The organism is Streptomyces sp. NRRL F-2580, from assembly GCF_000720115.1.
GTDB lineage: Bacteria > Actinomycetota > Actinomycetes > Streptomycetales > Streptomycetaceae > Streptomyces.
This window is the reverse complement of the sequence record NZ_JOIR01000001.1, coordinates 15,507-33,917: the sequence shown is the minus strand read 5'-3', so window position 1 is coordinate 33,917 and position 18,411 is coordinate 15,507. Positions and strand designations below refer to the sequence as shown.

Here is an 18,411-nt window from a genome sequence, read left to right as displayed (position 1 = left end):
GTCCTAAACTGCTAGCACCGGATCGGACCGCCACCGAGGAGGTCAGTTATGCGCGCGACCGAGGGCGACCAGCTGGTGCAGCACGGCAGGATCGTCGGACAGCACGACAAGGTGGGCGAGATCACCCAGGTGCTGGGCGAGAACGGAACCCCCCCGTACCGGGTCCGCTTCCAGGACGGACACGAGGCCCTCATGGCCCCCGGGCCCGACTGCGTGGTCCGTCACCCCGTAGAGCCCGACCTCTGAATCAGCGCGGGGGCACCGCCGAGCCGTAGTGGTCGGCGACCACCCGGGCCATCGCTCCATTGGGGTCCGCGGCCACGTACTTCGCCGAGAAGTACACGTGGCCGCGGACTTCCGGGTGTCCGGCGGCGAACCTCAGGTGCTTCGACAGCTCCCCCGGGTCGCGCCAGGCCGCAGTGTCGCTGGCCGCGTCGCAGCGGTACAGCGCCTCGCCCACGTACAGGTCCACGCCGGTGCCCGCCACGGTCCGCGCCCACCAGGGCACGACGTCGGCGTAGTCGGCGGTCGGGTGGCCGATGTGCCAGTACGCCTGCGGCACGATGTAGTCGATCCAGCCCTCCCGGACCCACTTGCGGGTGTCCGCGTACAGCTCGTCGTACGTGCCCAGGCCCGCCCGCGTCGGCGAGCCGAGCGGGTCCCGGTCGGAGTTGCGCCACACCGCGAAGGGGCTGATTCCGAACCGGACCGCAGGGCGCAGCGCCCGCAGCCGCGCGGACATCTCCTGGACCAGGGTGTCGGTGTTGTGGCGGCGCCAGTCGGCGCGCGACGCGAAGGAGCCCCCGTGCTCCTCGTACGCCTCGTCGTCGTCGAAGTACTCCCCCTCCGCCGGGTAGGGGTAGAAGTAGTCGTCCCAGTGCACCGCGTCCACCGGGTAGCGGGTGATGGCGTCGAACATGGCGTCCTGCACGAAGCGCCGCACCTCGGGCATGCCGGGGTTGTAGTAGAGCTTTCCGCCGTACTCGACGGTCCAGTCGGGGTTGCGCCGGGCGGGGTGGGCGGCGGCCAGCCGGTCGAGGTCGGTGTGGTTGGCCACCCGGTACGGGTTGAACCAGGCGTGCAGCTCCAGCCCGCGGGCGTGCGCCTCGGCGACCGCCGTGCCCAGCGGGTCCCAGCCGGGATCGGCCCCCTGTTCACCGGTCAGCCACTGCGACCAGGGCTCCAGCTTCGAGGGCCAGAGCGCGTCGGCCGCCGGCCGGACCTGGAGGACCACCACGTTGAGCCGGCGCTTGACCGCGGTGTCGAGGAGCCGCAGCAGTTCCGTGCGCTGCCGCTCGGCGGAGAGCCCGCTCTCGGACGGCCAGTCCACGTTGGACACGGAGGCGATCCACATCCCCCGGAACTCTGCGGTAGCGGCTCGGGCGGAGAGCCCGCCGGACGTGCGCCGGCCCGCCGCGGCGGCCGGTCCGGAGGTGGCGGCGGCGATCACCCCCACGGCTCCGGCCAGCAGTGCCCGTCGGCCGATGTACGTCATGTGACATCTCCGTTTCGCTGAGTGACATTGCGCGGTGTCCGCCCAGCATGCCCGCCCCGGCCCGCCTCCCGGCGCAAGGTCGGGAGTAACGTCGGGGGGCGTGGCGGGCGCCGGAATCGTACGGGGGACCCGCCGACGGAGAGCTGCGAAAGGCACGAAGTGACTGACCTCCCTTCCGACATCACACGGGTCGGCGTAGTGGGCTGTGGCCAGATGGGCGCGGGTATCGCCGAGGTGTGCGCCCGCAGTGGCCTTGAGGTCAAGGTCGCCGAGACCACCGGCGAAGCCCTGGAGATCGGCCGGACCCGGCTTCACAACTCCCTGACGAAGGCCGCCGAACGCGGCAAGATCACGGAGGAGGAGCGGGACGCCGCCCTCGCCCGCCTCACCTTCACCACCGACCTCGGCGAGTTCGCCGACCGTGACCTCGTCATCGAGGCGGTCGTCGAGAACGAGCAGGTCAAGACGGAGATCTTCCAGGTCCTCGATCAGGTGATCACCCGCCCGGACGCGATCCTGGCCTCCAACACCTCCTCGATCCCGCTGGTCAAGCTGGCCGTCGCGACCTCGCGGCCCGACCAGGTCATCGGCATCCACTTCTTCAACCCGGCTCCGGTGCAGAAGCTCGTCGAGCTGATCCCCGCGCTGACCACGGGCGAGGAGACCGTCAAGCGGGCCGAGGCCCTGGTGCGGAACGTGCTCGGCAAGCACGCGGTCCGCGCCCAGGACCGCTCCGGCTTCGTCGTCAACGCGCTCCTCGTCCCGTACCTGCTGTCCGCGATCCGGATGTTCGAGTCGGGCATCGCGAGCCGCGAGGACATCGACAACGGCATGGAGCTGGGCTGCGCCCACCCGATGGGCCCGCTCAAGCTGTCCGACCTGATCGGCCTGGACACCATCGCCTCGATCGCCGACTCGATGTATGCCGAGTACAAGGAGCCCCTGTACGCCGCTCCCCCGCTGCTCCAGCGGATGGTCGACGCGGGCCGCCTGGGCCGCAAGACGGGCGCGGGCTTCTACCCGTACGCCTGATCCCCGCCCCTGCCCCCTACGGCTGACCGAGCCGCAGGTGGTGCAGCAGGAGCAGCCCGGCCGCCATGTTGGCGGCCGGGATCTCCCCGCGCGCGATCATGTCCGGCACGAGTTTGAGCGGGACCCATTCCCGGCGCGAGGACTCGAACGCGTCCTCGGGATGGCCGATGTAGGTGGCCCCCTCCGCCCAGTAGAGGTGGTGGCGGGCGTCGGTCAGCCCGTTGGACGGCTCGACGGTCATCAGGTGGTGGAGCGGGCCGGGCCGCCAGCCCGACTCCTCCTCCATCTCGCGCGCCGCCGCGACCGCGATGTCCTCGCCGTCCTCGACCACTCCGGCGGGCAGTTCCCAGCCCCAGCTGTCGGTGATGAAGCGGTGCCGCCAGAGCAGCAGCACCTCGTTGGCCTCGTTGACGGCCGTGGCCACGGCGACCGGACGCAGCCGGATCACGAAGTGGTCCAAATGCCGGCCGTCGGGGAGTTCCACATCGGCGAGATTCACGTCGAACCAGCGGTTCTTGTACACAGTCTGCTCACTCAGGTTCATCCACTGCACGGCTGTGCCACCTTCCGTTCGAGTAGGTGGCAAACATGGCAGCAGCTGACCCGTCACAGCGGAACGCGCAGCGCCCCGTCAATGAGCTGTGCGGTCTCCTCCGCGCCCGAACAACCGCTGGTCAGCAGCTGTTCACGGACCGCCCGCAGCCGGTCGCGCAGCCGCAGCGACTCCATCCCCTTGGCCCGCTCGGCCATTTCCGCCGCGGACGCCGCGGCCCGGTCCGCCTCGCCCTGGCGCAGCTGGATCTCGCACAGCATCGCCAGCCGGTGCACCCGCCCGCGGTCGTGGGCCGGGGTGCCGACGGCGGCGGCCGCCTGGACCCGGGCCGCCTCCAGATCCCCCAGACTGAGCAGCGCCTCGGCGACCTGGACGTTGACGAGGCCGGGCTGTACGTAGCCGGTCTCGTCGGGTTCGGTGCCCGGGCGGATCCGCTCGGCGGCCGCCTCGGCGTTGCGGATGCAGGCCAGCGCCGCCCCGGTCTCGCCGAGTTGGGCGTACGCCTTGGCCTGCATGGCGTACAGGTCGGCGGCCAGCGCCGGGGTGGTGTGCGGGCCGGCGGCGCGCAGCGCGGCCTCGGCGAAGGCGACGGCCTGGCGGTACTCGCGCAGGTGCAGGGACTGGTTGACGATCAGCGCGATCACGTACGCCCCGAGCCCGCGGTCCCCGCTCGCCTTGGCCAGGCGCAGCGCCTGGTGGAAGTAGCGCTGGGCGAGGCCGTGGGCGTCCGAGTCGTACGCGCAGATCCCCGCCACCGCCACGAGGGAGCCCGTGGCCCGGTGCAGTTGGCGGCCGAGGGCGTCGGGGTAGCTGCCGCGCAGCATGGGCGCCGTCTCACTGCCAAGGAAGCGGACGATCCGGTCCCGGGTGGCCACTCCGCCGGCCCTGCGGTACATCAGCTCGTAGTGCGCGCGGGCGGCCTTCAGGATCTCGATGTGCTCGGGACCGATCCGGTTCGGGCCCTCGCGGGAGACGTCCGCGTCCTCGGGCGGGTTCTCCCATTCCCAGACCGGGATCACGGCGGGCGTTCCGGTGACCGCCTCGGCGGTGAGCAGCTGGGGCCGGGCCTGCCCGTCGGACCGCCACAGGGCGGCGGCCCGGTCCACGAACCCGCTGAGCGGGGAGGCGTGCAGGGAGACGGGCCGGTCGGCCGCCCCGAGCCCGATGTCGTCCAGCCCGACGGGGCGCCGCAGCCGGCCGCCGAGCACCTCGCAGATCAGGTCGGGGACCTGGCCCCGGGGCCGCTGGCCCTTCAGCCACCGGGCCACAGCGGTGTGTTCGTAGCGCAGGGCGAGTCCGCGGGTGCGGCCCGCCTGGTTCACGTAGGCGGCGAGTCCGGCATGGGACATGCCCGCCTCGGCGAGGAGGGCGTCGAGCAGGACATTGGGCTGCATGGGCCGCTCCCGTGGCTCGTCGGTCTCAGGCTAATGGGTGCGCCGTTCACACGGGGTGTGAACCGAGTACGCGCATAAATGCGATGCGCACTCTGCCGCACGGGCCGCCGTGGGCGCTTCACTTAAGGGCCTCGCCAAGAGGTGGCTCGGGTCGTCGGCTCCCCCTCGTACAGTGCGACGACCCGCACCGCGCCGCCCGTCCTGCTGTCTGCCCGACACTCCACGGCAGGCGGGCGGCGTGTCCGGCTCCGCCGGCGCCCGGTTGGTCGCCGGGCCCCGGCGGAGCCGGCCCCCCGGCACCGGGCCGGTCAGGACCGGTCGTTGCGGAGCACCAGCAGGGCGACGTCGTCGGCGAGTCGCCCGCCGGTGTGCCGGAGCAGGGCCGCGTGCACGCCCGCGACCAGCCGCGCGGGCGTCCGCGGGGCCGGGGCCTCCACGAGGACGCTCCGCAGGGGGAAGAACACGCCGGCGGCGTCCCGGGCCTCCTCGGCGCCGTCGGTGTGCAGGAACAGGGTCTCCCCGGGCCGCAGTTCCCCCACGGGGTGCGGCTCGGCTCCCACCGGCAGGGGCACCACCCCGAGCGGGGGCAGGGTCTCGCCCTCCAGAGCCCGCACGCCGGTAACCGGAGCCGGGCGGATCAGGTACGGCCAGGGGTGGCCGCAGTTCAGGGCCAGCAGGGTGTCGTCCGGGGCGATCTGGAGCAGGAGCACCGTCACGAACTCCTCCGCCGCCGGGGACTGCGGCTCGGCCTGACAGGCCGACGGGTGCTCGGCCCGCGCCCGGTCACGGACGTGCCGGCCCAGCGCCCGCTCCATCCGCCGCAGGACGCCGCCCAGCGTCGCCTCGTCGTACGCCGCTTCGCGGAAGGCCCCGAGCACGGCCGCCGCCGCACCCAGCGCCGGCAGCCCGTGCCCCCGTACGTCGCCGATGACCACCCGCACGCCGTACGCCGTCGGCACCGCCTCGTACAGGTCCCCGCCCACCGCCGCGCCCCGGCTCGCCGAGAGCTGCGCCGCGGCCGACGTCAGGCCGTCGATCCGCCCCGGCATCGGCCGCAGCAGCGCCCGCTGCGCGGCGCCCGCGATCTCCTGCGAGCGGCGCAGTTCGCCCAGCAGCCCGCGCCGGATGTGCAGGGCGCAGCCGGTGGCCAGCAGCAGGAAGGCCGCGCACGTGGCCAGGCTCGGCGCCAGCCGCCCCGGGGTGGCCAGCTCCCAGGACACCGCGACGCCGCCCCAGGCCACGACGCACACCCGGCGCAGCTGGGGCATCTCCCCGCGCGTGATCATCCGTAGGCTCCCCTCCGGCCGGATCGATTGTGTCGACCGACCGGTGCCCCGGACACGGGCCTCCGCGCTTCTCACCCGAACGAGTGAGGGCGCATCCGGTGGTCCGGATGCGCCCTCAACTGGCCTTACGCGGGTGCGGCTACGCGCCCCGGAGCACCGCCCCGGTCCGCTCGCCCGCCAGCGCCACCGCCGCGTCGCGCGCGGCCGTGGACTCCTCGGCGGTCAGCGTCCGGTCGGTCGCGCGGAAGCGCAGCGCATACGCCAGGGACTTCTTGCCCTCGCCGACCTGCTCACCGGTGAACACGTCGAACAGCCGCAGCGACTCCAGGAGTTCGCCCGCGCCCTTGCGCAGCGCGGCCTCCACGGAGGACGCCGGAACCGACGCGTCCACGATCAGCGCGACGTCCTGGGTCGCCACCGGGAAGGTGGAGATCCGGGGCGCCTGCAGGGCCTCGCCGCCGGCCGCCGCGAGGCGGTCCAGGTCGAGCTCCATGGCGCTGGTGCGGGCCGGCAGGCCCATGGCCTTGACCACCCGCGGGTGCAGTTCGCCGGCGTGGCCGATGACCTGCTCGACGCCGTCGATGGTGACGACGAGCTCGGCGCAGCGGCCCGGGTGCCAGGGGCCGTACTGGCCCTGGCGGACGACGAGCTCGGTGCCGGCCTCGACAGCCAGCGAGCGGGCGGCCTGGACCGCGTCCGCCCAGTCGGCCGGACGGCCCTTGCCCCACCAGCCGGCCTGCTCGCGCGCACCGGCCAGCACGACCGCGGCGTACCGCGGCTGCGCGGGCAGGGCCGCGTTCAGGGTGGCGACCTCCTCGTCCGTGGGACGCCGGTCGACGGGCAGCCGTACGGCGACGCCCGGCTGCGCGGCGGCCCGGAAGACCGAACCGGTCTCGAACAGCGCGAGGTCGTGGCTGCCCCGGCTGTCGTTGCGGCGCAGCGCGCCGAGCAGACCCGGCAGCAGCGTGGTGCGCAGCGCCGGCTCCTCGTCGGAGATCGGGTTGACGAGCTTGACCACCTGGCGCGACGCGTCGTGCGCCGGGAGCTGGAGCTGGTCGAAGACACCCTCGCCGATGAAGGGGTAGCTCAGCGCCTCGACGTAGCCCGCGCCGGCCAGCGCGCGGCCGACCCGGCGGTGCAGCTGCTGCCGGGCGGTCAGACCGCGGCCGGAGGGCACCTGCGGGAGGGTCGACGGGAGGTTCCCGTAGCCCTCCAGCCGGATGACCTCTTCGGCGAGGTCGTTGGGCGCGGCGAGGTCGGGCCGCCACGAGGGGACGGTGACGACGAGCTCGTCCTGGCCGTAGACGTCGCAGCCGATCTCCTGGAGGCGGCGCACGACGGTCTCGCGGCCGTACTCCATGCCCGCGACGCGGTCCGGGTGGTCCGCGGGCATGGCGATGGTGCGCGGCGCGCCCGGGGCGATGACCTCGGTGACGCCCGCCTCGGCGGTGCCGCCCGCGAGGAGCACGAGCAGGTCGACGGTCCGCTGCGCGGCCGCGGCGGCGGCCTGCGGGTCGACGCCCCGCTCGAAGCGCTTGGAGGCCTCGGAGGAGAGCTTCATGCGGCGGGCGGTGCGCGAGATCGACACGGAGTCGAAGTGCGCGGCCTCGATGACCACGTCGGTGGTCCCGGTGACCTGGCCGGTCTCGGGGTCGGTGACGGAGTCGGCGATCTCGGTGTTGGCGCCGCCCATGACACCGGCGAGCCCGATCGGGCCGCTGTTGTCGGTGATCACCAGGTCCTCGGCGTCGAGCGTGCGCTTGACCCCGTCGAGGGTGGTGAACTTCTCGCCCTGCTCGGCACGGCGGACACCGATGGTGCCCTCGATGCTGGAGCGGTCGTAGGCGTGCAGCGGCTGGCCGAGCTCGAGCATCACGTAGTTGGTGATGTCGACGGCGAGCGAGATCGGGCGCATGCCCGCCTTCTGCAGGCGGCGGGTCAGCCAGATCGGGGAGCGCGCGTCGGGGTCGAGACCGGTCACCGTGCGGGCGGTGAAGCGGTCGCAGCCGGCCGGGTCGTCGATCTTGACGGGGTAGCCGTACGAGTTCGGCTGGGGCACGTCGAGCAGCGCCGGGTCGCGCAGCGGCAGGCCGTAGGCGGTGGCCGCCTCGCGGGCGACACCGCGCATGGACATGCAGTAGCCGCGGTCCGGGGTGATGTCGATGTCGAGGACCTCGTCGACGAGCTGGAGCAGCTCGATCGCGTCGGTGCCGACCTCGTGCTCGTGCGGCAGCACGATGATGCCGTGCGTGCCGTCGTCGCCCATGCCCAGCTCGTCGCCGGAGCAGATCATGCCGTGCGAGGTGCGGCCGTACGTCTTGCGCGAGGCGATCGCGAAGTCGCCGGGCAGCACGGCGCCGGGCAGGACCACGACGACCTTGTCGCCGACGGAGAAGTTCCGGGCGCCGCAGACGATCTCCTGCGGTTCGCCGGTGCCGTTGGCCTGGCCGACGTCGACCGTGCAGAAACGGATCGGCTTGCGGAAGCCCTCGAGCTCCTCGATGGTCAGCACCTGGCCGACGACGAGCGGGCCCTTGAGCCCGCCGCCGAGCTGCTCGACGGTCTCGACCTCGAGGCCGGCGTCGACCAGCTTGGCGGCCACGTCACGGCCGGTCTCGCCCGCGGGCAGGTCGACGTACTCCCGCAGCCAGGAAAGCGGGACGCGCATCAGATCTCACTCCCGAACGGCCGGGTGAAGCGAACGTCACCCTCGACCATGTCTCGCATGTCTTCAACGTTGTGACGGAACATCAGCATCCGCTCGATGCCGAACCCGAAGGCGAACCCGCTGTACTTCTCGGGGTCCACACCGCAGGCGACGAGCACCTTGGGGTTGACCATGCCGCAGCCGCCGAGCTCGATCCAGCCCTCGCTGGAGCAGGTACGGCACGGGCGGTCGGGGTTGCCCACCGACTCGCCGCGGCACACGTAGCACTGCATGTCCATCTCGGCGGACGGCTCGGTGAAGGGGAAGAAGTGCGGACGCAGGCGCGTGGTCGTGCCCTCGCCGAACAGCTCCTGGACCATGTGGTCCATGGTGCCCTTGAGGTCCGCCATGGTGAGGCCCTCGTCCACGGCGAGCAGCTCGACCTGGTGGAAGACCGGCGTGTGCGTCGCGTCGAGCTCGTCGGTGCGGTACACCCGGCCCGGGCAGACGATGTAGACGGGGGGCTTGCGCTCCAGCAGCGAGCGCGCCTGCACCGGGGAGGTGTGGGTGCGCAGGACGACACCGGACTCGTCGCCCTCGGTGCCCTCGGGGCCCCGGACGAAGAAGGTGTCCTGCATCTGGCGCGCCGGGTGGTCGGGCGTGAAGTTGAGGGCGTCGAAGTTGAACCACTCCGCCTCGACCTCGGGCCCCTCGGCGACCTCGTACCCCATGGCCACGAAGATGTCCGCGATGCGGTCCATCAGCGTGGTCAGGGGGTGCCGGGCGCCGGCGGGGACGCGGTCGTAGGGCAGCGTGACGTCCACGGCCTCCTCGACCAGCACCCGCTCGTCGCGCTCGGCTTCGAGCTCGACCGTGCGGGCCCCGAAGGCCTTGTTCACGGCGCCGCGGGCCTGGCCCACGCGCTTGCCCGCCTCGGCCTTGGCCTGCGGGGGCAGGGCGCCGATCTCGCGGTTGGCGAGCGCCAGGGGCGAGCGGTCGCCCATGTGCGCGGTCTTCGCCTCACGCAGCGCGTCGAGGTCGCCGGCGGACGCGAAGGCGGCGAGCGCCTCGTCCCGCATGCGCTCGATCTCTTCCGGTTTCAGTGCCTCGACCTCGACAGGGTCGTACGACTTGTTCGGTGCCGACATCTCTTCCCGTACTTCCGATGGCTGGCTGGTGGGTCCCCGTACGGCACGATCAGACCGATCGACACAGAGACACAAAGGTGCCAAAGGACGAGTCTAAAGGCCGCTGGGGGTGAAGGAGCCCGTGGGCCGTCTGGCGAGATGCTCAGCAGGGCTACTGCGTGAGGTACGCCGGGGCGCTCACGGGCAGGATAAATCGGAACTCGGCGCCGCCGCCGGGGCCGCGGCCGACCGTGATGGTGCCGCCGTGGGCCTCCACGATGCCCTTGACGATGTACAGGCCCAGGCCGGTGCCGCCGCGCTTGCTCCCCCGCCAGAAGCGGGTGAAGACGCGGCCCATCGACTCCTCGGGGATCCCGGGGCCTTCGTCGGACACGGTGACGGCGGTTCCCTTCTCATGCGGCGATACCCCGATGGTGACCGTTCCCTCACCGTGGCGCACCGCATTTTCGAGGAGGTTGCCGAGGATCTGGTCGATCTTGTCCGGATCGGCCCACAGATCAGGGAGCGGACGGCTGACGCTCACGAGGAACCGCTCCGGGTCCTGCCCGTTCGCGGTGAGCGCCTGTACGTGACGGCCGACGGCGGTGGCGATGTCGACGGGCTGGCGGCGCACCTCCAGGCGGCCGGAGTCGATGCGCGAGATGTCGAGGAGTTCGGCGATGAGGCGGGTGACGCGGTTCGCGTCCGCGTCGACGGTCTCCAGCATCAGCCGCTTCTGGTCGTCGGTGAACCGTTCCCACTTGGCGAGCAGGGTGGCGGTGAACCCCTTGACGGAGGTCAGCGGGGAGCGCAGCTCGTGGGCGACGGTGGCGATCAGCTCGGCGTGGCTGCGCTCGGTGCGGCGGCGCGCCTCGGTGCCCCGCAGGGTGACCACGAGGCGGCGCAGCGGGCCGGTGGGGTGGGTGCGGACGTAGCTGGCGGAGACCAGCACCTCGCGGCCGCCGGGGAGCAGCAGGTTCCGCTCGGGCTGTCCGCGGCGGGTGGCGAGGCCCCCGTAAGGGTCGGTCAGCGCCCACCAGCGGCGGCCTTCGAGGTCCTCCAGCGGGAGCGCCCGGTCGATGCGGGCGCCGAGGGCCTGGGCGGGGTCGGTGGCGGTCATCCGGGCGGCGGCCCGGTTGAAGCAGATGACGCGGCCGGTGTGGTCGGCGACGACGAGCCCGTCAGGCAGGGTGTCGGGATCGATCCCGAAGCCGAGCCCCTCACCGGGGGCGTCGCCGTCCGGAGACGTCCCGGCCGTCCCGGCCGCCCCGACCGCCGTGCGGACCGCGGAGGCCGGGGAGCCGGCCCGCGGCGGTACGGAGCGCCGCGCGCGTGCGGCGCGCCCCGGGGATTCGGCGTCGGCGCGGGCGCCGGTGTCCGGGGGCACGCCCGGACGGGCGCCGGCCGGAGCCTGCGGCGGGACGCCGGCGAGGGCGTCGGCCCGCGGCGGGACCTGGGCGGGGCCGGGGCCGGCCGACACCGGTGGACCGGCCGTCGTGCCGGCCCCCGGTGAGCTGTTCGTACCGACCGTCATGTCCCCGTACCCCACATCTCCGAGTAGCGCAGTGGGCCCCCGGGCCGCCACATTACTAGCTGGAGGTCACGGAGCGGCACCCTCCGGGCGCCCGCTGTGCACGCGCGGACGCGTAGAGACACACGGCGGCGGCCGTCGCGAGGTTCAGGCTCTCCGCCTTCCCGTGGATCGGGACCCGCACCACGGCGTCCGCCAGGGCCCTGGTCTCCTCGGGCAGGCCCCAGGCCTCGTTGCCGAAGACCCAGGCGGAGGGCCCGCCCATGGTGCCCGCGTCCAGCTCGGCGTCGAGGTCGTCCTCGCCCGCGCCGTCGGCCGCGAGGATCCGTACGCCGGCCGCCCGCAGGCCCTCGACGGCCTGCTCCACCGGGACGCCGACCGCGACCGGGAGGTGGAAGAGGGAGCCCACGGAGGCCCGTACGGACTTGGGGTTGTAAAGGTCCACGGAGGCGTCGGTCAGCACCACCGCGTCGGCGCCGGCGGCGTCCGCGCAGCGAAGCACCGTACCGGCGTTGCCGGGGTCGCGGACGTGCGCGAGGACGGCGACGAGCTTGGGACCGGACTTCAGGATCTCCTCGAACGGGGAGTCCAGGAAGTGGCAGACGCCGACGAGGCCCTGCGGGGTGACGGTCTGCGAGACCTCGGCGAGCACCTCGTCGGAGGCGTAGTGCACGCGGGCACCCGCGTCCAGGGCGGCGTCGATGATCTCGGCGTAGCGCTCGGCCGCCTCGACGGTGGCGAACAGCTCGATCAGGGTCGACGCGCCGGTGGGTCCGCGGTGCTCGACGGCCTCGCGGACCGCCTGCGGGCCCTCGGCGATGAACCGGCGCTCCTTGGTGCGGAAGTTGCGCCGCGCCAGTCGCCTGGCGGCGGCCACCCGCGGGGATCGGGGGGAGATCAGCTCGGCGGGGGTACCCATGGTCTCAGCGGTTCTCTCTCGGGGTTCCGAAGCGCGCGGGGCGCGGGAAAGCGGGGGCGCCGGGAAGCGGGGCGCCGGGAAGCGCGGGGCGCGGGGTGAAAGCACACGGACCCGCAGGCGAATGCCTGCGGGTCCGTGGGGGCCGGCCGCGTCAAGCGGGGCCGGCTAGCCCTTAGGCAGCGGCCTTGGGGGCGTTGACGTCGGCCGGAAGCGCCTTCTGCGCGACCTCGACCAGCGCGGCGAACGCGTTGGCGTCGTTGACGGCGAGCTCGGCGAGGATCTTGCGGTCCACCTCGATGTTGGCGGCCTTCAGACCCTGGATGAGGCGGTTGTACGTCATGCCGTTCTGGCGGGCAGCGGCGTTGATGCGCTGGATCCACAGCTGACGGAAGTCGCCCTTGCGCTTCTTGCGGTCGTTGAAGTTGTAGACCAGCGAGTGGGTGACCTGCTCCTTGGCCTTGCGGTACAGGCGCGAACGCTGACCGCGGTAGCCGGAGGCCGCCTCGAGGATTGCCCGGCGCTTCTTGTGGGCGTTTACTGCCCGCTTGACGCGTGCCACTTTTTAACTCCTTGTAGCGGGGCCGTGGGTGTCTTCACACGGCCCGAATTCGATGGGGTCCCGGTCTTGACGTCCCGCTCCCTCGAGGGGAGCGGAGGACATCAGATGCCGAGAAGCTTCTTGATCTTCGCGGCGTCGCCGGGGGCCATCTCCGCGTTGCCGGTGAGGCGGCGGGTGACACGGGACGACTTGTGCTCGAGCAGGTGGCGCTTGCCGGCGCGCTCGCGGAGCACCTTGCCGGAGCCGGTGACCTTGAAGCGCTTCTTGGTACCGCTGTGCGTCTTGTTCTTCGGCATGGCGCCGTTATCTCCTCGTCGGTGGCGCTCCCACCGGTCCGTTGCGGGACCGGCTCGCGGGAGCGTCATGTTGTGTCGGTGATCCGAGACGGGCTGCCTCGGGATCAGGCCTCGGCGTTCGTCTCGTCGGCGGGGGCCTCGGTGACGTCGGCGGAGGCGACCTCGGTGGTCTCCTCGACCTCGACGGCGGCGTCCTCGGAAGGAGCCTCGTCGTCGGCGTGGGCGACACCCTGGCGCTCGGCCTTGCGGGCGGCCTGCGCCTCGCGGGCTTCGGCCATCGCCTCGGTCTTCTTCTTGTGCGGACCGAGGACCATGATCATGTTTCGGCCGTCCTGCTTCGGGTTCGACTCGATGAACCCGAGGTCCTCGACGTCCGAAGCGAGGCGCTGCAGCAGTCGGTAGCCGAGTTCCGGCCGGGACTGCTCGCGACCACGGAACATGATCGTGATCTTGACCTTGTCGCCCTGCTTGAGGAACCGAACGACGTGACCCTTCTTGGTGTCATAGTCGTGCGGGTCGATCTTCGGCCGGAGCTTCATTTCCTTGATGACCGTGTGCGCCTGGTTCTTGCGCGCCTCACGGGCCTTCATGGCCGACTCGTACTTGAACTTGCCGTAGTCCATGAGCTTGCAGACCGGCGGGCGTGCGGACGCCGCGACCTCGACCAGGTCGAGGTCGTACTCCTGCGCGAGCTCAAGCGCCTTGGCAAGCGGCACGATGCCGACCTGCTCGCCGCTGGGACCGACAAGCCGTACCTCGGGAACGCGAATCCGGTCGTTGATGCGGGGCTCGGTGCTGATGGATCCTCCTCGGTAGCACCACACGACTGCCTGGCAGACAGCCGCTGACGTGTATTTCCGTCAGACCGACCACAGCGGGAAACCAAAAAAGCCCCGCCGGGCACAGGCAGGGGCTCCAATACAACCGGAACACCGTCGCGTGCGAACCGCGGGGCGTAGACTCGGGCAGCTTTCCATCGTCCGTACGGAACGATGGATGCCACCTGACCGGTGACCCGCCGTCCCGGAGGACGGTCAGGTGGGAGAAACGGAGCCTCCACTTGTGGGCCGGGCACAGAAGTGTCCGGCCGGTCGATGTACATACTAGCACCCGCGTTGCAAGCCCGCCGCACGGCATATCGTGGGGCGCATGACTGACGCGACACCCTCCACCGACCCCGCTGCCGACGGCGCCCCCGACTACGACGCCATGACCCGCGACATCGCGGACGTGCCCGCCGTCGAGGTGATCACCACGGTGGCCGTGCACCTGCTGAGCGCCGCGGCGGTCAACCTGGGCCTGGACAAGCCGGACTCCGAACACAAGGACCTCGACGAGGCCCGCAAGCTGATCACGGCCCTGGCCGGCCTGGTCACCGCGAGCGCCACCGAGATCACACGGGAAGTCCCCCGTGTGACCCGCCTCTCCTCTTGTCTTCTCAGCGGGTGAACAGCGCCTCGCCGGGCGGCACCGGCGCGTCCGGCGGCAGCAGCGCCAGGTCCAGCCCGCGCACCAGCCGGGCCCGCAGGGTGGTGTCCGCCGCCAGGGCCTCGGCGACGCGGCGGGCCGCGGCGGGCGCCTGCGCCCCGCCGGCCAGCACGATCGCGAGGGTGCCGTCGGCGTCGGCGCCGCCCGGGCCGAGGTGGGCGCGGAGCACGGCCGGCTCCGCGGACACGGCGTCCCGTACGGCCTCCCGTACGGCGGGGTCGGCCAGCGGGTCCGCGTCCGTACGGCCCTCGGCGAGGGCCAGCAGCGCCGGGCCGGTCAGCTGGTAGGCGACGGGCCCGGCCAGGTCCAGGACCACGGTGTCGGCCTTCTCGTGCGCGGCGGCGGCCAGCGCCTGGTGCAGCGGGACCGCCACCGGTCGGGCGGCCGGGTCCCAGAGCGCGAGCGAGGCGGTCGAGGTGAAGGCGGGCAGGGCCCGCCGGTCGCCGGCCCGGAGCGTCGGGACGGCCATGTCGCTGGTCTTCTCGCGCTTCAGGCCCGTCTCCGGGTCGGTCTCCACCTCGCCGAGGACGGCGACGACGGGGACCAGCAGCCGGGCCCCCTTGAGAGCGGCCAGCACCTCGGGCTCCTTGGCCCGGTCCTCGGACCAGGCGGCCAGGGCCGCGGTCAGCCGGGGATCGGCCGAACCGTCGTCGTCGGAGAAGCCCGGGTCGGGAATGTTCTTGTTCGCCATGTTCGCCACAGTTACCCGACCCTACTGTGCCGGGTGCGACGGTGCCGTGAGGGGCCCGCGGTCGCGACCCCGGGCACCCCGCCGAGGGCGCCGGCCCAGTACGGCGGCCAGTACGAGCAGCACCGCTCCGGCGACCGCGGCCGCGGGGGCGCCGAGCCGGGCGTTCCGCTCGGGCGGGCGGGCCGGCTCGGGGCCGGGGCCGAAGTACGTGCGCCCTGCCGCGGCGGGGGCGGGCACCGCGGCGTCCGCCTGCATCGACTCCGCGGCCTGGAGGGCGGCGACGGGATCCACCGTGCCGTGGCCGCGGGCGTCGTCGCGGCCGCCGGCCGGGGAGTCGGAGGCGGTGTCCTCCAGCAGCTTCTTGATCTGGGCAGGGGACAGGTCCGGGTGCTCGGCCTTGATCAGGGCCGCGGCGCCGGAGACGAAGGCCGCGGCGGCGCTGGTGCCCCAGCCCTCGTAGTACGAGCGGTCGGGGTCGGCGATGACCACGTCGACGCCGGGGGCGCTGACGGTGGCGTACCAGTTGCGGGTGGAGAACTTGGCCTTCTTGCCGCGGCGGTCGACGGCGGTGACGGCGATCACCCCCGGGTACGCGGCCGGGTAGGAGACGCGGTCGCCCGTCTCGCCGCCATTGCCGGCGGAGGCGACGACGACCACGCCCTTGGCGAGCGCGTACTGGACGGCCTCGTCCTCGCCCGCCTCGTGGTGGGCGGAGTCGCTGTCGTCGCCGAGGGACAGGTTGATCACGTCGGCGCCGTGGTCGGCGGCCCAGCGGATGCCCTCCGCGAGGGCCCCGCCCTTGCTGTCGCGGGCCTGGCCCCGGCCCGGGTCGCCCTCTTCGAGGATCACCCGGACCGGCAGGATCCGCGCCTGCGGGGCGAGGCCGAGGACGCCCTGGCCCCGGCTGGGTCCGTGGCCGTGCCCGGCGATGATGCTCGCCATGGCGGTGCCGTGTCGGGCCCACGCCCGGTCGCCGCGGCCGGCGCCCATGCCGATGAGGTCGGTGCCTTCGAGGACCTGGCCCGCGAGGTCGGGGTGGGAGTCGTCGACCCCGGTGTCGAGGACGGCGACGGTCACCCCGTCGCCCCGGGTGGTGCCCCAGGCCTCCTCGGCGCGGAGCGCGAGCAGGCCCCACTGGCGGTCGCGGGTGGTGTCGGCGGCGGCCGGGAACGTGGTGGCGGCCGTGAGGAGGGCGGCGGCGGTCAGGGCTGCGGCGGCCCGCCCGAGCGCCCGTCGCGGGGTCATCGGCCGGCCTTCGGCGCGGGCGTGGCGGGCGGTGCGGCGAGCAGTGCCACGCCGTCCCCGATGCGGGCGGCGACCGCTTTGGCCTCGTGCCCGAGGCCCGCCCTGGCGGCGGCTCCGGTGGCGTCCTTCTTCATCAGGTCCTCGGCGGGGCGGGGCGCGTCCAGCGGGCGGCCGTCGGCGAAGGCGGAGACGGCGTAGACCACGACGGGGGCCTCGTCGCGTACGGACGCGGTCCAGGCGGCGCGCTGGCCGTCGGCGAACCCGTACGCGGGCGGAGCGGTGATCCGGCCGGTGAGGGCGGTCATCCCGGGGGCGTCGGCGGGGGTGAAGACCAGGCCGACGGTGATCAGGGAGCTGCGGGTGGCGTCGGTGTAGGTGGCGCGGAGCACGCGGGTGCAGCCGGTGGCGGCCAACAGGCCCTGCCAGTCGGCGGCCAGGGCGGCCGCGCAGTCGGCGTCGGGTGCGAGCGCGACGCGGGTCCAGGTCCGGTCGGAGCCGCCGGGGCCGGCCGCGGGGCCGGCCAGGACGGGCGGGAACAGGCTGTCCACGGGCGCGGCCCGCCACAGCGACTCGGCCTTGCGGTAGGCGGCGTCGGCGGGCAACGGGCGGTTCGCGGCGCGGTGTTCGGCCCAGGTGGTGACGGCGGCTCCGCCGACGAGGCCGCTGCCCAGGAGGAGGCAGAGCGCGGCGGCGAGGACGCGTCCGGGGTGGCGGCGCGGCGGGGCGTGCGCGGGCTGGGGCGGCGGGGACCACGGATCGGGCTCGCCCGGGATCGTGGTCCGCGGTGTCGTCGTGGTCATCCGGCGGCTCCGCCCCCCGTTCCGTACGGCTGCCTGCCCGTACTCTACGGGGTCCCCGGCGGGGCTCCGCGGGCCCGGTGTCCCCGCCTCCGGCTGTCGCCGCCCCCTACCCACCGGTAGAGACCTCTGGCAAGCTGCCGCCCATGAACTCCCCTGCCGCCGACCGCGCCCGGTACGACCGGGCGACCGGGCACCTGGACGCGCCGCTGGCCGTCGTGGACCTCGACGCCTTCGACGCCAATGCCGACGACCTCGTGCGCCGGGCCGGCGGGAAGCCGGTCCGGGTCGCCAGCAAGTCGGTCCGGTGCCGCGCGCTGCTCGAACGCGTGCTGGCCCGGCCCGGGTTCGCCGGGATCATGTCGTACACGCTGGCCGAGTCGCTGTGGCTGGCCCGGTCCGGGTTCGAGGACGTGCTCCTCGCGTATCCCTCCGCCGACCGGGCCGGCTTCGCCGAGCTGGCGAACGACGCCAAGCTGGCCGGCGCGGTCACGGTGATGGTCGACGATCCCGCGCAGCTGGAGCTGATCGACGGGGCCCGCGACGGGGGCGCCGAGGAGATCCGCGTCTGTCTGGAACTGGACACCGCCCTCCAGCTGTTCGGCGGCCGGGTCCGGGTCGGGGCCCGCCGGTCCCCGCTGCGCGAGCCGGCGCAGCTGGCCGCGCTGGCCCGTACGGTCTCCGCCCGGCCGGGGTTCCGGGTGGTGGGCCTGATGGCGTACGAGGGCCACGTCGCCGGGGTCGGGGACGCGCTGGCCGGCCGGCCGCTGCGCTCCCGGGTCATCCGGCTGATGCAGGGCGCGGCCCGCAGGGAGCTCGCGGCGCGGCGGGCCGAGGTGGTGCGGGCCGTGCGGGCCGTCGTACCGGACCTGGAGTTCGTCAACGGCGGCGGGACCGGCAGTGTGCAGCACACGGTCGCCGAGGACGCGGTGACGGAGGTGGCCGCCGGGTCGGGGCTGTACGTGCCGCGCCTGTTCGACAACTACACCTCCTTCAGCGGGCGCCCGGCGGCGCTGTTCGCGCAGCCGGTGGTGCGCAGGCCCGGTGTGGGCGTGGTGACGGTGCTCGGGGGCGGCTACCCGGCCTCGGGAGCGGCCGGCGCGGACCGGCTGCCGGTTCCGTACCTGCCGCGGGGGCTGCGCTACGACCCCCAGGAGGGGGCCGGCGAGGTGCAGACCCCGCTGCTGGGCGGCCCGGCCGACGACCTGCTGATCGGCGACCGGGTGTGGTTCCGGCACGCGAAGGCAGGCGAACTGTGCGAGCGCTTCGACACGCTGCACCTGGTGGAGGGGGACCGGGTGACGGCCACCGCCCCGACCTACCGTGGCGAGGGCCGCACGTTCCTCTAGGG

17 protein-coding genes and 1 pseudogene are annotated in these 18,411 nt (G+C 73.5%); 4 read left to right on the top strand and 14 right to left on the bottom strand.

Translation table 11 applies throughout. The features are described from left to right. The first annotated feature begins 48 nt into the window (after nt 1-48). Entirely contained in the window at nt 49-246 is a 198-nt protein-coding gene (locus IF88_RS0100165) for a DUF1918 domain-containing protein (protein ID WP_030706161.1), read from the top strand. A 1-nt stretch (nt 247) separates the two neighbouring features. Here IF88_RS0100165 and IF88_RS0100160 read toward each other — a convergent pair whose 3' ends face one another. Continuing rightward, entirely contained in the window at nt 248-1,495 is a 1,248-nt protein-coding gene (locus IF88_RS0100160; RefSeq protein WP_030706159.1) for a glycoside hydrolase family 10 protein, read from the bottom strand. A gap of 159 nt (nt 1,496-1,654) precedes the next feature. Here IF88_RS0100160 and IF88_RS0100155 point away from each other — a divergent pair, with 159 nt between their 5' ends. After that, nucleotides 1,655-2,527, top strand: a complete 873-nt coding sequence (locus IF88_RS0100155) for a 3-hydroxybutyryl-CoA dehydrogenase (RefSeq protein ID WP_030706157.1) — start codon at nt 1,655-1,657, stop codon at nt 2,525-2,527. A gap of 16 nt (nt 2,528-2,543) precedes the next feature. Here the strand turns inward: IF88_RS0100155 and IF88_RS0100150 are convergent, their stop codons facing one another. The 10 genes from IF88_RS0100150 to infC all read right to left on the bottom strand — a co-directional run bounded on the left by IF88_RS0100150 (nt 2,544) and on the right by infC (nt 13,663). Continuing rightward, entirely contained in the window at nt 2,544-3,071 is a 528-nt protein-coding gene (locus IF88_RS0100150) for an NUDIX hydrolase (protein WP_376619435.1), read from the bottom strand. 62 nt (nt 3,072-3,133) lie between these two features. Then, the gene (locus IF88_RS0100145; protein WP_030706154.1) at nt 3,134-4,474 is read right to left on the bottom strand and encodes a hypothetical protein; all 1,341 of its coding nucleotides are present in this window, start codon (nt 4,472-4,474) and stop codon (nt 3,134-3,136) included. Between the two features lie 308 nt (nt 4,475-4,782). Further along, nucleotides 4,783-5,760: a PP2C family protein-serine/threonine phosphatase gene (locus IF88_RS0100140; protein ID WP_078892611.1), complete on the bottom strand. Its 978-nt coding sequence runs from the start codon at nt 5,758-5,760 to the stop codon at nt 4,783-4,785. Nucleotides 5,761-5,899: 139 nt separating this feature from the next. Then, nucleotides 5,900-8,428, bottom strand: coding sequence for a phenylalanine--tRNA ligase subunit beta (gene pheT, locus IF88_RS0100135; protein ID WP_030706152.1), 2,529 nt, complete (start codon nt 8,426-8,428; stop codon nt 5,900-5,902). Further along, entirely contained in the window at nt 8,428-9,555 is a 1,128-nt protein-coding gene (gene pheS / locus IF88_RS0100130; RefSeq protein WP_030706150.1) for a phenylalanine--tRNA ligase subunit alpha, read from the bottom strand. The genes pheT and pheS overlap by 1 nt, the downstream gene beginning before the upstream one ends. A 151-nt stretch (nt 9,556-9,706) precedes the next feature. Then, nucleotides 9,707-11,068, bottom strand: a complete 1,362-nt coding sequence (locus tag IF88_RS0100125; RefSeq protein ID WP_078892639.1) for a sensor histidine kinase — start codon at nt 11,066-11,068, stop codon at nt 9,707-9,709. Between the two features lie 55 nt (nt 11,069-11,123). After that, on the bottom strand, nt 11,124-11,984 hold the full coding sequence (locus IF88_RS0100120; protein WP_030706146.1) for a TrmH family RNA methyltransferase: 861 nt from the start codon (nt 11,982-11,984) through the stop codon (nt 11,124-11,126). A 172-nt stretch (nt 11,985-12,156) separates the two neighbouring features. Further along, the gene (gene rplT, locus IF88_RS0100115) at nt 12,157-12,543 is read right to left on the bottom strand and encodes a 50S ribosomal protein L20 (protein ID WP_007263143.1); all 387 of its coding nucleotides are present in this window, start codon (nt 12,541-12,543) and stop codon (nt 12,157-12,159) included. A 101-nt stretch (nt 12,544-12,644) separates the two neighbouring features. Beyond that, nucleotides 12,645-12,839, bottom strand: coding sequence for a 50S ribosomal protein L35 (gene rpmI / locus IF88_RS0100110; RefSeq protein WP_030012385.1), 195 nt, complete (start codon nt 12,837-12,839; stop codon nt 12,645-12,647). A gap of 104 nt (nt 12,840-12,943) precedes the next feature. Continuing rightward, nucleotides 12,944-13,663 (bottom strand): translation initiation factor IF-3, encoded by a 720-nt coding sequence (gene infC, locus IF88_RS0100105; protein WP_037805393.1) that lies wholly within the window; start codon nt 13,661-13,663, stop codon nt 12,944-12,946. 325 nt (nt 13,664-13,988) lie between these two features. Between infC and IF88_RS0100100 the strand changes: the two are divergent. Then, nucleotides 13,989-14,234 (top strand): annotated as a pseudogene (locus IF88_RS0100100) (DUF1844 domain-containing protein); the annotation flags it as partial. Nucleotides 14,235-14,277: 43 nt separating this feature from the next. Here the strand turns inward: IF88_RS0100100 and IF88_RS0100095 are convergent. Genes IF88_RS0100095 through IF88_RS0100085 form a run of 3 tightly spaced genes read right to left on the bottom strand, consistent with a single transcriptional unit; the run spans nt 14,278 to nt 17,063 of the window. Then, nucleotides 14,278-15,018 (bottom strand): SseB family protein, encoded by a 741-nt coding sequence (locus IF88_RS0100095; protein WP_030706139.1) that lies wholly within the window; start codon nt 15,016-15,018, stop codon nt 14,278-14,280. Nucleotides 15,019-15,039: 21 nt separating this feature from the next. Further along, a complete protein-coding gene (gene mycP, locus IF88_RS0100090) occupies nt 15,040-16,263 on the bottom strand; it encodes a type VII secretion-associated serine protease mycosin (RefSeq protein ID WP_051836209.1) in 1,224 nt (407 codons plus the stop codon). Continuing rightward, complete coding sequence (locus IF88_RS0100085; protein ID WP_030706130.1) at nt 16,260-17,063, bottom strand: hypothetical protein; 804 nt, start codon at nt 17,061-17,063, stop codon at nt 16,260-16,262. The genes mycP and IF88_RS0100085 overlap by 4 nt, the downstream gene beginning before the upstream one ends. Before the next feature lie 143 nt (nt 17,064-17,206). On the opposite strand from IF88_RS0100085, the gene IF88_RS0100080 reads away from it, so the two are divergent. Beyond that, entirely contained in the window at nt 17,207-18,409 is a 1,203-nt protein-coding gene (locus tag IF88_RS0100080; protein WP_030706128.1) for an amino acid deaminase/aldolase, read from the top strand. The last annotated feature ends 2 nt before the right edge of the window (nt 18,410-18,411 follow it).

What these genes read in the sequence shown, in the direction of transcription:
- rpmI (WP_030012385.1), bottom strand. Translation starts at nt 12,839, where the DNA reads ATGCCGAAGAACAAGACGCACAGCGGTACCAAGAAGCGCTTCAAGGTC.
- IF88_RS0100125 (WP_078892639.1), bottom strand. Translation starts at nt 11,068, where the DNA reads ATGACGGTCGGTACGAACAGCTCACCGGGGGCCGGCACGACGGCCGGT.
- IF88_RS0100085 (WP_030706130.1), bottom strand. Translation starts at nt 17,063, where the DNA reads ATGACCACGACGACACCGCGGACCACGATCCCGGGCGAGCCCGATCCG.
- mycP (WP_051836209.1), bottom strand. Translation starts at nt 16,263, where the DNA reads ATGACCCCGCGACGGGCGCTCGGGCGGGCCGCCGCAGCCCTGACCGCC.
- pheT (WP_030706152.1), bottom strand. Translation starts at nt 8,428, where the DNA reads ATGCGCGTCCCGCTTTCCTGGCTGCGGGAGTACGTCGACCTGCCCGCG.
- IF88_RS0100140 (WP_078892611.1), bottom strand. Translation starts at nt 5,760, where the DNA reads ATGATCACGCGCGGGGAGATGCCCCAGCTGCGCCGGGTGTGCGTCGTG.
- IF88_RS0100160 (WP_030706159.1), bottom strand. Translation starts at nt 1,495, where the DNA reads ATGACGTACATCGGCCGACGGGCACTGCTGGCCGGAGCCGTGGGGGTG.
- IF88_RS0100120 (WP_030706146.1), bottom strand. Translation starts at nt 11,984, where the DNA reads ATGGGTACCCCCGCCGAGCTGATCTCCCCCCGATCCCCGCGGGTGGCC.
- pheS (WP_030706150.1), bottom strand. Translation starts at nt 9,555, where the DNA reads ATGTCGGCACCGAACAAGTCGTACGACCCTGTCGAGGTCGAGGCACTG.
- IF88_RS0100145 (WP_030706154.1), bottom strand. Translation starts at nt 4,474, where the DNA reads ATGCAGCCCAATGTCCTGCTCGACGCCCTCCTCGCCGAGGCGGGCATG.
- IF88_RS0100165 (WP_030706161.1), top strand. Translation starts at nt 49, where the DNA reads ATGCGCGCGACCGAGGGCGACCAGCTGGTGCAGCACGGCAGGATCGTC.
- IF88_RS0100095 (WP_030706139.1), bottom strand. Translation starts at nt 15,018, where the DNA reads ATGGCGAACAAGAACATTCCCGACCCGGGCTTCTCCGACGACGACGGT.
- IF88_RS0100150 (WP_376619435.1), bottom strand. Translation starts at nt 3,071, where the DNA reads ATGAACCTGAGTGAGCAGACTGTGTACAAGAACCGCTGGTTCGACGTG.
- IF88_RS0100080 (WP_030706128.1), top strand. Translation starts at nt 17,207, where the DNA reads ATGAACTCCCCTGCCGCCGACCGCGCCCGGTACGACCGGGCGACCGGG.